11 protein-coding genes and 1 tRNA gene are annotated in these 13240 nt (G+C 56.1%); 2 read left to right on the top strand and 10 right to left on the bottom strand.

What is annotated here, in order from left to right; translation table 11 throughout:
* Positions 1–28: 28 nt before the first annotated feature.
* The 8 genes from B7994_RS12620 to B7994_RS12585 form a co-directional block, all read right to left on the bottom strand.
* The gene (locus tag B7994_RS12620) at positions 29–1357 is read right to left on the bottom strand and encodes a TldD/PmbA family protein (RefSeq protein ID WP_088638825.1); all 1329 of its coding nucleotides are present in this window, start codon (positions 1355–1357) and stop codon (positions 29–31) included.
* Positions 1358–1373: 16 nt separating this feature from the next.
* On the bottom strand, positions 1374–1613 hold the full coding sequence (locus B7994_RS12615; RefSeq protein WP_088638824.1) for a helix-turn-helix domain-containing protein: 240 nt from the start codon (positions 1611–1613) through the stop codon (positions 1374–1376).
* Positions 1613–3205, bottom strand: a complete 1593-nt coding sequence (locus tag B7994_RS12610; protein ID WP_088638823.1) for a hypothetical protein — start codon at positions 3203–3205, stop codon at positions 1613–1615. Before B7994_RS12610 ends, B7994_RS12615 begins: the two co-directional genes overlap by 1 nt.
* Before the next feature lie 118 nt (positions 3206–3323).
* Positions 3324–3396, bottom strand: a tRNA-Arg gene (locus B7994_RS12605).
* A gap of 83 nt (positions 3397–3479) precedes the next feature.
* Positions 3480–5027, bottom strand: a complete 1548-nt coding sequence (locus B7994_RS12600) for a hypothetical protein (RefSeq protein ID WP_144063892.1) — start codon at positions 5025–5027, stop codon at positions 3480–3482.
* A gap of 65 nt (positions 5028–5092) precedes the next feature.
* Complete coding sequence (locus tag B7994_RS12595; RefSeq protein WP_088638821.1) at positions 5093–5419, bottom strand: stress response translation initiation inhibitor YciH; 327 nt, start codon at positions 5417–5419, stop codon at positions 5093–5095.
* Positions 5419–5643 carry a hypothetical protein gene (locus tag B7994_RS12590; RefSeq protein WP_088638820.1) on the bottom strand — a complete coding sequence of 75 codons (225 nt, stop codon included), beginning with the start codon at positions 5641–5643 and terminating at the stop codon, positions 5419–5421. Before B7994_RS12590 ends, B7994_RS12595 begins: the two co-directional genes overlap by 1 nt.
* A 16-nt stretch (positions 5644–5659) precedes the next feature.
* Positions 5660–7309 carry an endo-1,4-beta-xylanase gene (locus B7994_RS12585; RefSeq protein WP_088638819.1) on the bottom strand — a complete coding sequence of 550 codons (1650 nt, stop codon included), beginning with the start codon at positions 7307–7309 and terminating at the stop codon, positions 5660–5662.
* Between the two features lie 226 nt (positions 7310–7535).
* Between B7994_RS12585 and B7994_RS12580 the strand changes: the two genes are divergently transcribed.
* Both B7994_RS12580 and B7994_RS12575 read left to right on the top strand, forming a co-directional pair.
* On the top strand, positions 7536–8420 hold the full coding sequence (locus B7994_RS12580; protein ID WP_088638855.1) for a TIGR01212 family radical SAM protein: 885 nt from the start codon (positions 7536–7538) through the stop codon (positions 8418–8420).
* 24 nt (positions 8421–8444) lie between these two features.
* Positions 8445–8975, top strand: coding sequence for an adenine phosphoribosyltransferase (locus B7994_RS12575; RefSeq protein WP_088638818.1), 531 nt, complete (start codon positions 8445–8447; stop codon positions 8973–8975).
* Positions 8976–9029: 54 nt separating this feature from the next.
* Here B7994_RS12575 and B7994_RS12570 read toward each other — a convergent pair whose 3' ends face one another.
* Positions 9030–12089, bottom strand: coding sequence for an efflux RND transporter permease subunit (locus B7994_RS12570; protein WP_088638817.1), 3060 nt, complete (start codon positions 12087–12089; stop codon positions 9030–9032).
* 6 nt (positions 12090–12095) lie between these two features.
* The gene (locus tag B7994_RS12565; RefSeq protein ID WP_233143211.1) at positions 12096–13211 is read right to left on the bottom strand and encodes an efflux RND transporter periplasmic adaptor subunit; all 1116 of its coding nucleotides are present in this window, start codon (positions 13209–13211) and stop codon (positions 12096–12098) included.
* Positions 13212–13240: the final 29 nt, after the last annotated feature.

Here is a 13240-nt window from a genome sequence, read left to right as displayed (position 1 = left end):
GGGGCTTTCTCTATTCCAGATAAACTACTTAGTTGCTCACCGCAAGTTCGCTGATGGCGAGCGCGGGCACCTGGTAGCTGGAGAACGGATTGTAGTATTCGTTTCCGACGGCGACAATGTTCTTGATGATGTCGAAGAAGTTCCCGCTGAGGGTCACGCCGTCCACCGGATGCTGGATAACGCCGTTCTCGCACCAGAAGCCGTGAGCTCCGATGCTGAGTTCGCCCGAGACCGCATTGCAGCCGGAATTGCCTTCTAGGCGCACAACGAAGAGGCACTTGGGGAACAACTTGAGAAGGTCCATCGTTCCCCGCTCACCAGCAGGCACGAGCACGTTGTGGAACGATGTCGTCATCTTGCTGCCGAAACCGCGGGCTCCGTTCCCGGTAGACTTGCAACCCGCCTTGGAAGCCGTCTCCAGGTTGTAGAGCGCCGAAGTAAAGCGTCCGCCATCGACAACCTTCACGCGGTCCGCAGGCACACCTTCGGAATCGACGTAGGTCACATGCTGGAAGGCTTCGCCCTGCGGGTCGTTCCAGAGGGAGAACGCCGGAGAGGCAACCATCTCGCCTTCCTTGCCGGCAAGGCGAGAAAGCCCCTTCTGCATGGTCTCTGCAAAGAAGGGTGCCTCGTACATGCTCAGGAACCGCGCAGAAATGCGCTCCGAAAGCACTACGGGAATGTTGCCGCCTTCAATCTTTTTCGCGCCAAAGAGTTCCGTTGCATACGTGGCCGCGCGTGTTGCGATCTCGTCGATGCTGAACTTGTCCCAGTCGCGTCCCGACTTCACGAAATTGCCGAGTTTCGTGATTCCGTCGCGACTCGCTACCGCGCCGACGCCCGCAGAAGCGGCATTCGAGCGAACTTCATAAAATGCGCCCTTGCTGTTAGCAACCACAAAAGTGTTGTGGTCCGTATCGGCACCGAGGTACGGGATGTTCACGATTTCTTTTGATTTCGCGAAGGTCGCCTTCTCGAGTTCAATGCAGAAATCCTTCATCTTTGCAAGGTCCAGGCTTTCGAGAGCCGGATTGTAGTTCGGCTGGCCCGCCGGCACCTTTGCCGGAGCTGGCAGTTCGATGTCCACCATCTCGGTCCAGGCCGTGTGCGAAAGCGCGTCCTTGAGGGTCTGCTGCAGGGATTCCTTCGTGAGGCGTTCGGTATGCGCGTAGCCCGGATGGCCATCCTTGATAACGCGGATGCCGACCCCGACGGAATCAGAAATTTCGGTATTCTGCACTTGCCCCTGGAAAACGGAAAGGCCTTCCGAATGCGTGTTGGATGCTATGACATCGAACTGTTCCGCCTCGCCCTTCGCGAGGTCGCACATACAAGAAACTGCTTCAGTAATATTCATAGTTGGTCACTGGTCATTAGTTGTTATTTTTCTTTGCCTTGCTTGCCAGCATGCGCCAGTAGGCGGCGGGGCTGCCCGTCACGGATTCGAGGGCAGAAGCAAGTTCGAGCGTAATCTCGACGGTCCCTGCAATCAGGCCTTCGAGTGTTTCCATCGATACCCCCAGACGGCGCGCAAATTCGGCCTTGTCCATCTTGAGCCATTCGATACCTTCCAGAATTGCCTGCCCCGGAGTGGGGGTTCCATGCCTTGCCATTAGAAATTTACCTCTTTCCAGCCTTCCGCACCGAAGCGGAGGTCTCGTTCCACAAATTCCCAGATCAAAAGTTTCTTGCCTTTGAGCACACCTGCCTTGCGGGCGAGTTTCTCGCGCACCAATGTCGAAGCGCCGCCGTCGCTCACGATGCTTGCGACAGGCCGGCCCATCTCCTTAGCAAAATGCGCAATCCAGCCGGCGTTCACCGGCGAATCCGTCTGGTAAATGCGGCTGAAACTATCACCGAGAATCAAAATCTTTGCCTTGCGGAAGTCATCTTTGAAAGGAGTGCGCGTCGTGTCGAAAACAACCGTAGAGTCCGACAGGGAATCTGCGGGAGGCTCGGCATGTTCAGAGACCTCCTGCTGTGAAACAACATGCCCCGTCACCTGCTGCACCTTGAACACGTTGAACTTGTTGAGCCCGCTCATCTCGCCGATATCGCCCATGCGGTCGGCAATAGAATCGCTTGCTACATATTCAATCGATTTTTCACCGATATCCACGATACCCGCATCCGCCATTTCACGGACCTTCTGCGCAACAATATCCGCAGCAAGTTCTGCTCCGCGCGGAGTCCAGTGCGTGTCATCGTTCAGGTAGAGCGGCCCGAGAGTTGCATCGTCCTTCTTCGCGGCCAAGAGCGGCGTGTACAAATCTACCGTATTGAGCCCGAGGCGAGAGAGAGAATCGAGAATCGCCTTGCCATGACCGGCGGCAGTCGTGCTCCGAGATGCATCCGCGCCGTCCAATGCCTGAATCGAGCCAGTAAGCCTTTCCGGGTAAACGCTCGGCTTGCCCGGAGTAATCACCACAAGGAGTTCCACGCCCTTAGCCTTGAGCTGGTCACGGAACTTTGTGATGGCAGTTATCGGATTGTCGAGTTTAGCACTGCGTATATCCAGCGGGGATGGCTGTACCAGAAATTCCACGTCTTGTCGGTAGAAGAGCCAGCGCCCATCACCGTTCCCGAGCACGACTTTCTCGCCTGGATCGTTGAAGATGTTCCATACCGCAAGCTGGTAACGCGGGCGCACTGCGAGCACGAGCGCATTCTCGTCTTCTACCTTCTTCTCGAATGCTCGCAGGTAGCGACTTGTCCATACGCCGTAATGCTTGACCGCAAGGAATGCGCGCATCAGCGAGAATTGTCCGAACTTGCCAATCACCGCCTTGAGGGTCGAATCGACAACTTTGAAACTTTCAGGTTCGTCCTCGAGCGAGGCAAGCAATGTGTCAGCTTGCTTGAGCAGTTTGTAGTCCGCTTCTGCCGTATCGAGTTGCGCATACGTATTCACGGTCAGCGCGACCGCCTCCAGATCCGAAAGTGCACCGATGACCGGTTCAAGAGCCTCGCCCGCTTCTGTACCCGCAGCGATGGATTCACGTGCACTGCGCCAGGCACTGTCCAGCTTGGCTGCTCCCGCCGCCATTTTCGATTCGCGCACGAACGGCGTGTAGACAACGTCCTTGAAAATGTCGAGCGAGACAAAACGTTTCTCGCCTTGCAGGTCCGCAACCGCTTGCACCGTAAACGGCAACAGGAGCAGGATCCCGAACAAAACAACAATTGCAACGTACTTCTTATTCACAATGTAAAATTACAAAATTATAAGGGAGACCCCCGCCGGAGCCTGCCCTGAGCATGCCGAATGGGCGGGGGTGACAAAGCAAAAAAAGAAACGCTGGCGGAGTTATCCACCAGCGTAATACCCGGACCGCGACTCGAACGCGGAGCTCATCCTTAGGAGGGACGCGTTTTATCCTGTTAAACTATCCAGGCATGCAACCTTTAGACCTTGCGGTCTTCAAGTTCGCGACAAATATAACTAAAAGCGCCCGATTTGTCATCGAGGTGCATGCAGCCTAGTAAGCGTGGTCGCAGTCCACGTTCTCCTTGCCCTTGATGCCGTTCGCGCATTCGATGAGTCCCTGGAGTTCGCCATTGCGGAACGTGCCCCAGCTCTTCTTGTCCTGCTTCTCGGTAAGGCAGACCTTGTTCGTGGTCGTGGAATCGAGGCCTTCCTGGCCGTTTACGGGAATCCACTCGTAGCAGGTTTCCTTCACGGTAAACGTCATGTACTTGCCGTCGAGTTTGCCGTCGCGGTAGTTGCCAAAGGAGTAGCCGAGATCGTTCGGGCCGTTGAGCTTGCCCTTCTTGAAATCAATCGTAATCTTGTCCTTGGGCTTGTTCTTCTCGCGCTCTTCCTTCATCTGCTTGAAGGCTTCCAGTGCTGCTTCCTTGTCCTTCTTCTTCTTGATTTTGGAGATGCGCTTCATTTCCTTCTTGTCGGCGGCCTCGATGGCCTTCACGTCTTCGACAAACGGATAGTGTACTACGACACGCCCGTGGATTTCGTTATCCCAGTACGGGATTTCGGCCATCAGGAATCCCTTGTGCGAGAACATGTTCACCATGCCGTGCACGGCGCCCTTGCGGTACGGGACTTCGAGGTGGAGGAAGTAGTATTTCTCGAGTTTCTTCTTTTTCTTCTTGTCGGTCACGCCGATGTTGTCCATAGCGCTGTAGCGGTAGAACTTGGCAGTGCCGTTCCTGACTCCGTGGACATAGTCGACCGTGTAGAGTTCCTTGCCGAAGTCCTTGCCCTGGCGGACAGGGAGCGTAAGGTCGTTACCGTAGCCAATCGTGTGGCCGTGGAACTTGCCTTCTTCATCGACATTCATCACATTTTCGACATAGCCGTTCACGAGGAACCCGGTCCATGTGTTGCCGTCCTTGCAGCGAACGTCACTGAAGTCGGGGAAACTGCCTATGGATTCGGGCAAAAGCTTTTCGGGGAGGCCCGAGATGCTGAACACGCCCTTCTTGTCCCATTCCAAGAAGCGGTCCGTCCCCGGACGTTCGTGGTACTGGAAAAAGCAGAGAATACTGTCGGCCTTGGCCTTGTGTGCCTCGAAGTACTTTCCGAAGTCGGTCAGGTCGCTGTCGTCCTTTTTCGGTTTTTTCTTGGAATCCTTTGCGTCGACGAACTTCTGTGCGATGGCGTCATGGACCTTGCCCCCGTCTTCCTTGAAGTCGGCGAGCGTAAATCCGGTGTTGTTCAGGTGGTCGACGCAGAGGTCGAGGCTCTTGGCGTAGGTCTCGCTCGTGTCGCTACAGTCCTTCGCACGGCACGGGAGAATCTCGAACTGGGGCAAGTCCCAGACCTTGTTCACCTTCGTGAGGATTTCGCCTTCCTGCCAGTCGACGCCTTCCGTCTCTTCCACATTGAAACAGCCGCAAATCCAGGCGTCACCGTATGTCTTGATACCCAAGCGTTGTATTTCGGAGGCGTCTACGTGGGCGACATTCTCCATCCAGCAGTCAAAATATTTCGGGGAAAGTTCCTGCGCTCCGGCTACACCAACAGCCGCGGCAAGCATAAAAAAGGCTTTGTTCAGAGGTCTTTTCATTTGATTTTTCCTATTCCGAAATAAATATAGACAAGTTTTCAAAAAAGAGGGCGGAAATTGGACTGTTAACCGCCCGATAATTTGACGGTATAGCCTTTCTTCTCGAGTTCTGTTTTCAAAATGTTACGTTTATCGCCCTGAATTTCGATATTGAAGTCCTTTACGGACCCACCTACCCCGCACTTCTGCTTGAGCACGCGGGCCAGATCCTTGAGCTCGTCCTCGTCGAGCGGGACTCCCGTGACGACACTGGCCATCTTTCCGCCTCCGAGGCGCTTCAACTGGATGCGGACAACGCCGTCGCCCTGCGGGCGTTCGGCTTTCGGTTTTTCTTCCTTAACGCGGCCTACCCCAGTCGCAAAGACTAGCGTGGAACGATCTTCGATAGACATTATTTGTTCTCCGTATCTTCCTTTATCATCGGGTGCTCCATCTTCACGTTGCGCGGGTCTGGCTTGTTGAACACGAGCGCACATACGACAATGACGGCGATATAGAAAAGCACTGCGGCAAGGAGCGCCAGCAGGTCGCCCGACAAGGCCTGCACCTTCACGAAAATGAGGATGCAGCAGGGCATGGCGAGCAGACACAAAATACCCGGTATGGATTTTTTCATACCGGGAAATATAATTTTATTTCAGTTCGACCGTCTCGCTCTTGCCGTCGATGGTTACCTTGTACTTGCCGGGGTAACCGCGGAACTTCACTTCGCCCTTTTCGTCGGCCTTGAACGTTCCGTTGGTGGTCCACACCTTATGCCACAAGTCGTAGATGAGCTTGCCGGCAGGCTTCTCGCGGCCATCCATGGCAACGATACCGCCGTTCTTGACCCAGTGGCGGCCATCCCAGAAGCCCCACAGCAAGATGCCTTCTACTGCCGGGTGGCTAAACGCGATGCGCAGAACCATCTCGTAGCGCTTGGCCTGTTCGTCTTCGCCGAAGTACATGCCCTTCTGCCAGTCACCGAAGTCGAGTTCGGTAATCTTGATGGGGAGCCCGAGGGAGCCGAGCCTGTCGAGGCGCTGCTTGATGAAGTTCGGGTTCAGCTGGCGGTCGCCGAAGTGGCACTGCACGCCGATGCCGTGTACGGGCACCTTGCGGTCGAGCATTCCCTTCACAATGTCGTAGAGGCGTTCAGTTTCGCCGGCGGACACCACGTTGTACTCGTTGATGAACAGGCGGGCATCGGGGTCGGCGCGATGCGCCCACACGTGAGCGGAGTCCAGCAGATCCCAACCGCACTTGTTGAAGATGAACGGCTCATGGAAAGCCTCGTTCCACACGTCGTATTCCTTGATGCGGCCCTTGTATTCCTTGAGGTCACGGTCGATACGGGCCTTGATCTTGTTCGAGATGTCCTTGCAGCTGCCCTGGTTACTGAAATGCTTGTCGAAGCCGTATCCCTGATGGCCCCACACGAGCGTATGCGCACGGAAGCCCCACTTGTAGGCGTCAACGTAGTCGAGGTACTGCTTGAATTCGTCGCGGCGGATCTTGCCCTTCTTGGGTTCGTATTCCGGCCACTTGAACTGGTTCTCGGGCACGCCGTACCAGAAGTACTTATTGGCGGTCTTCCTATACCAGGTCTCGATACTGTCCTTGCTGGGGTAAAGTGCGAGGGCCGTTCCGAAGGGGAATGCATGGCGCATGAGTTCCACCTTCACCTGGGCACCGGGGGCGGCCTTGAGCGTAAAGTCCTTCTTGCGCAGGCTGTCGATGCGGGCGGCGGAATTGTTGTACCAAGTCATGTCGTCGAGGCCTTCCACCTTCTCGATTTCCACGTCGTCCATCTGCAGCCAGCCCTTGGCAAGGCCCACATGGAACGTGACATTGTTGAGCCCGTAGCCCTTCTGGTCGGCAAGGAACACCATGGAGTAGGTCTTCCACTCATTGGTGAGCATGAAGGATGCACTTTCCTTCTGGCGCCAGTCGGGAGGGCCGCCCTGCACAATCGCGTTGATGGGCATGTTGCCCTTCGCCTTGAACGTGAGCGTGTAGTAGGCAGAATCGGCGAGCCACTTGGGCGGCTGCAACTGCAAGCCCCACGAAGGGTTCGGAAGTTCTGTCACCGTGAGCTTGACGCCTTCGCTACCATCGACACCGAGTCCCATTTCACCAAGCTTCGATTCGTACTTGGCCGGGCCGTCCGGGTTGTTCCAAATGTACCAGCCGCCATCGCCATACGACAGGTCGCCGTTGGTCAGCACGTTCTGCGCGAGTGCCGGAGCGGCAAGCAGGGCTGCAGTAAGGGCAAGCGCCGATTTAACTTTCGAAAAATTCATAAGGACCTCATTTTCACCAAAATGTTTTGCCTAGAATATAATAATGGCTAGGCATCTTCTCCCTCATAAAATGCCTTTTTTCGGTTACTTTGAGAAACAGAAGTATTTCGCAAAGAATCAAAGTGTATCAAGTGTATCAACATACAAATGAATGTCCTTTCCGAATCTAGGCTTTTTTCTTTCGTCTTTCGTCTATAGTCTTTCGTCTATATCTATCTTTCATATTATGCACTACACTCCCTACCGCGATTTGCTGCTCAAGATTTTCCCGAACTACCTCAAGGTGCGCAAACTCCCGCTGAACGGCGGCATGAGCTGCCCGAACCTCGACGGCACCAAGGGTTTCTCGGGCTGCAGCTACTGCAACAACCGCAGTTTCAGCCCGGTGTTCGACCAGGCGAAGGTCAGTATCCAGGAACAGCTCGACAAGTTCGTGCCGCGCCTGCGCGAAAAATACCCGAATGCGGGCATCCTCGCCTACCTGCAGCCGTACACGAACACGCACGCGCCTCTCGAGCACCTGAAGGGGATTATCGACCCGATTATCAGCCACAAGGAAATTGCTGGGCTTGCGATAGGGACGCGCCCGGACTGCCTTGAAGACGAGAAGATCGAATACCTCGCGGAAATGAACCGCAACAAGCCGATTATCGTGGAAATCGGCCTGCAGACGGCAAATGACCTCACGCTTGCCGCCATCAATCGCAGGCACACGCTCGCCGATTTCGAGGACGCGGTAAAGCGCTGCCAGGCTGCGGGTCTCACCGTCACCACGCACGTGATTGTCGGGCTCCCCGGTGAAACCCTGATGGACTTCAAGCACACTGCCGAAGTCGTGCACGACCTGCACCTCGCCGCCGTAAAAATCCACCCGCTGCACATTGTCGCGGGCACCGTGATGGCCCAAGATTTTTCCGCAGGTGAAATCAAACTGCTGGAATTCGAGGAATACTGCGCCGCCGTCGCCGAGATGATAAAGATTATCGGGCCGGATACCGCCATCGAGCGCTTTAGCGGCGAAAGCCCGAGCGACATGCTCCTCGCCCCCAGCTGGTGTGGCGAGCGCGACAAGATTATCGCGAAGGTTGAGCAAATATTAAACCAGGCATAAAACTTGCTAGTACCGATAAGTACAATGAAACGTATTGAAGACTACGTCATTTCCGTTCCGGATTTTCCACAGCCGGGAATCCTGTTCCGCGACATCACGGGAATCCTGAACGATGCCGACGGACTCAAGCTCACGCTCGATGCCCTCTACAAGGCGCTAGAAAACGTGGAATTCGACCTGGTCGCCGGCCTTGAGGCGCGCGGATTCCTGTTCGGAGTCTCAATCGCCGAGCATTTCCACAAGCCGTTTGTGCCTGTGCGTAAAAAGGGGAAACTCCCGCGCGAAACCGTCGGCATCTCCTACGATTTGGAATACGGGCAGGCAAGCATCGAAGTTCACAAGGACGCCATAAAGCCCGGCCAGAAAGTGGTCATTATCGACGACCTGCTTGCGACTGGCGGCACGGCCAGGGCCGCGGCACACCTCGTCGAAAAACTGGGCGGCAAGGTGGAAATGCTGCTATTCGTCATCGAACTTTTCGACCTGCACGGACGCGATGCCTTGAAAGGTTATAACATCGAGACGCTCACAAAATTCCAGGGGCACAAACCCTAGGCACTTTAGTGCGAACAACTATGCCAACTCGAACGGCTACGCCACCGTGAGCGACTATGCCATCTTGCTTGCGTCAATCGCCTTGCCGGATTCTACCTTGCCCGCAAAGAAACTGTAGGCAGCAGGCACAATAAACAGCGAGAGGAACGTGGCGAACGTGAGGCCACCGGCGATGGCGATACCCATCGCGATGCGGCTCGGGGTGCCCGTGAGAATCAAGGGCACGGCGCCCAATACCGTCGAAAGGCTCGTCATGAGGATTGGGCGGAAGCGGCGTTCCGCCGCCATCCGAGCCGCGTCAAGCTTGGTGCACCCGGTATTCGCCGCAATCTGGTTTGCAAATTCCACAATCAAGATGCCGTTCTTTGTCACGAGCGCGATAAGCAATATGAGAGCAATCTCGCTGAAGATGTTAAGCGTCTGACCGGTAATAAACAGGCAGACAAGCGCACCCGCAAGCGCAAGAGGCACCGTAAAGAATATCACGAAGGGAGCACGGAAGCTTTCGAACTGCCCGGCAAGCACCAGGAACACAAGCGCAAGCGCAAGCAGGAACACGATGTAGAGACCGCTGGAACTTTCCTCGAACTCCTTCGAAGATCCGCTCAATGCGGTACTCACGCTCGGGTAATCCTTCAGCAAGTGCTTCGCAATCCGGCGCATCTCTTCCACGCCGTCGCCAATCGTCTTGCCGGGCACAAGGCCCGCCTGGATGGTGGCGGCGCTGAATCGGTTGAATCGCGGGAGCGACGGCGATGCGGACTGCTCGCTGAACGTGATGAAGTTATCGAGACTCACAAGTTCGCCCTTCGCGTTCTTAACCGTGAGCATTGCGATGTTTTCGGGCATACTCCTGTACTGGTAACCCACCGCTCCGATGATATCGTACTGGCGTCCGTCCTTATAAAATTCACCATAACTCTGGTCGCTTATCGCAAGTTGCACCGCCTGCGCGATGTCGTTCACCGACACGCCTTCTTCGTTCGCCTTGTCTCGCAAAATCTCGATATGCAGTTCGGGCTTCGTGAACCTCAGGTTCGTATTCACCACGCTGAACACAGGGCTCTTGCTCGCCTCTTCCTCGAACTTGGGCACGAGCGTGCGCAAGATTTCAATATTCGGGGCCTGCAACACGAACTGCACCGGAAGGCCACCGCGCTGCGTGCTGATGCTCTGCGGTTCAAAAACCATCACGCGCAAATCGGGATATTCGTTGCCGAGCACCTGGATGCTGCGGGCAATTTCGCTCTGCGGGCGGCGCGCCTTCTTGTCATCGTTCAGGAATATGCGCATTCTGGAGTTGCCCGCGTTCCAAGCGCCCGCCTGAATTTCGGTATACTCGTTGGTATCCATGAGCGCAATGACTTCTTCGGCAAAGGCATCGGCCATGCGCTTGGTGCGCGTGAGCGTCACGCCTTCGGGCATGTTCAGGTTCACCATGACCGCGTTGGAATCTTCCGTCGGGGCCATTTCGCTACTCATGTTGTTGAAGCAGAAATACGCGATGGCAAAGAGCCCCGCCACTACTGGGAAAAGCAGGAATCGCAACCTTAGGAATCCGCCGAGCAATGCCGCATAAATGCGGTTGAGCCAATCGAAGAATGGCTCGGTAATGCGGAAGAACCAACCCTGTTTCTGGCGGCTCAGGAACTTGGAACAGAGCATCGGCGAGAGCGTGAGCGCACAGAGCGTCGAGAGGAAAACCGTCCCGATCATCACCGCGACAAACTCGCGGAACAGGAGGCCCGTAGTACCGCCCAGCGCAAGCACCGGCACGAACACCGCCATCAAAACGACCGAGGTCGCAATCACCGCGAAAAAGATTTCATTTGTACCCGCGACCGCCGCCTGCTTGGGCGTCATGCCGTTTTCAATCTTGTGGTAGATGTTCTCCACAATCACGATGGCATCGTCGACCACGAGGCCAATCGCCAGGACCATCGCAAGCAAGGTCAGCACGTTGATACTGAATCCGCAAAGGTAAAGCACGAAGAAACTACCGATGACGGCCACCGGCACCACCACCATCGGGATAAGCGTCGTACGCGCCTGGCGCAAGAAGGCAAAGATAATCGCAATCACCAGCAGGAACGCGATGAAGATGGTCTCCACCACCTCCTTGATGGAAGCGCGAATGTTGATGGAGGTATCGCGCCCGTAAAGGACTTGCACGCCTTCGGGAATCTCGCGGCGGATGTCCTCGACGCGCTTGTAGAACTCGTCGGCAATTTCCACGTGGTTACTACCCGGCTGTGCCATCAGGGCGAGCGTGATGGAATTCTTGCCGTTACGGCGGAACCCAGTACGCGTATCCTTCGGTTCGTAATGGATGTCGGCCACGTCAGAAATGCGGATGACGGTCCCGTCGGCAGCCGTCTTTACGGCAATGTTCTCGAACGCTTTCGGGTCCAGAATGCGGCCCAGCGTGCGGATAGAAAGTGTCGTCTCGCTACCTTCGATAGAACCGGAGGGCAATTCCAGGTTGCCGCGCTTGAGCGCCGCCGACATCTCGGCTCCCGAAACGCCAAGGGCCTGCAGGCGCACAGGGTCAATCCACAGGCGCACTGTCGGGCGTTTCTCGCCCCAGATGGCAACTTCCGATACACCGTTGATGGTCTGCAGGCGCTCCTTCACAAAGTTGTTCGCGATTTCGGAAACTTCCATCGGGTCGAGCTTGTCGCTCACGAGGCTCACCATCAAAATCGGGTCGTTGTCGCTATCAGACTTGTAGACCGTCGGCTCATCGACATCGTCCGGCAAGCGGCGGCGCACGCGGCTCACGCGGTCACGGATTTCGTTGGCGGCCGCCTCCAGGTCCATGCCCGTTTCGAATTCGATGTTGATGAACGAGAAGCCGTCTCGGCTCGTGGAGGTGAGCGCCTTGATGCCAGACGCACTGTTGATGGACGCTTCCAAGATTTCGGTGACTTCGGCCTCCACCACCGCGGCGTTAGCGCCCGGATACGAGGTACGCACCTGAATCAAGGGATAGTCGACGTTCGGGTATTCGCGCACGCCCAAATTAGTGGCACCAAAAGCGCCGAGCAAGATGATGACAAGCGCCATCACTGTCATGAGCACCGGGCGACGTACGGAAAGGTTCGCGACACTCATCCGCGTTTACTCCACTTCGTAATCGGCGTTGTGGCGGATTTCACGGATGCGCACAGAAATGCCTTCGCGCAGGCTAATGAGACCCGAAGTAATCACGGTATCGCCCTCGTCGAGCCCTCCGGTCACATCGACCGTAATCGGCGTGCGGAGCCCGGTCTGAACGTGCTTGATTTTCGCCTTCCCGCCCGTAGCCACGAACACGTAGGCACCGTCCTTGTCCAGCGTGAACGCCTCTGCCGGAATCGGGATGCTCTTTGCGACTCCCGCCTGCATGGTCACGTTCACCTTCGCGTAAGAACCTGCAAGGAGTTCGCCCCCTGCGTTATTGACTTCCACCAGCACCTGGCGGGTACGGCTACTTTCCGAAAGCCCCGCTTCCAGGGCCTTCACCTTGCCGGACTTAGAGACATTGCGTTCTTCGTCCTTGAGCTCTACGGCATCGCCCACCTTGAGGGCCGACGCATAGCGCTGCGGGAGAGCGAATTTCGCCTTCAACTTTTTTACTTCGCTGATAGATACAATCGGCGTGCCGGTCGTGAGCCATGCGCCCACGGAAACGTTAACGAATCCGAGTTTGCCGGCAAACGGAGCGCGTACCTCGGTCTTCGCAATCTGCGCCCTGATGAGTTCCACGGAAGCTTCCGATGACTTGAGCGAGGCCTCGGCCGCTTCCATGTCGGCCTTCGTCGCCCCGTCCTTCTCGTAGAGTCCTTTCGCGCGGTCGTACTTCTGCTGGGCGAGCTGCTTGTTCGATTCCGCCTGCTTGAGTTGAGCCTTCAGTTCGGAATCGTCAATCTTTGCTAGGAGTGTGCCCTTCTGCACCTGGGCGCCGTCCTTTGCGTAAAGGTTCGTGAGCCTACCGGAGGTAGCCGCCGTGAGCGAAACGCTGTTCAGGGGCTCGAGGGTTGCCATCGCCGTAAAGTTCTTCCCCTGTTCATGGGATTCCGCGATATAGCCTTCTACCGCAATCACGCGGGCAGGCCTGCCACCTGGACCACCCTTCCCGCCGGAGCCACCCTTGCCCGGAGCACCGGCACCCTTCGCACCGCTCGCAGCGGAATCTTCGCCACCGCAGGCAGCCAGGAATATGGACACAAAAATGGAAATAAAGATCTTTTTCACGCCTGTTAGATGCATATCGCGTACAAATG

Source organism: Fibrobacter sp. UWR2 (assembly GCF_002210285.1).
GTDB lineage: Bacteria > Fibrobacterota > Fibrobacteria > Fibrobacterales > Fibrobacteraceae > Fibrobacter.
This window is presented reverse-complemented; position numbering and strand designations above follow the sequence as displayed.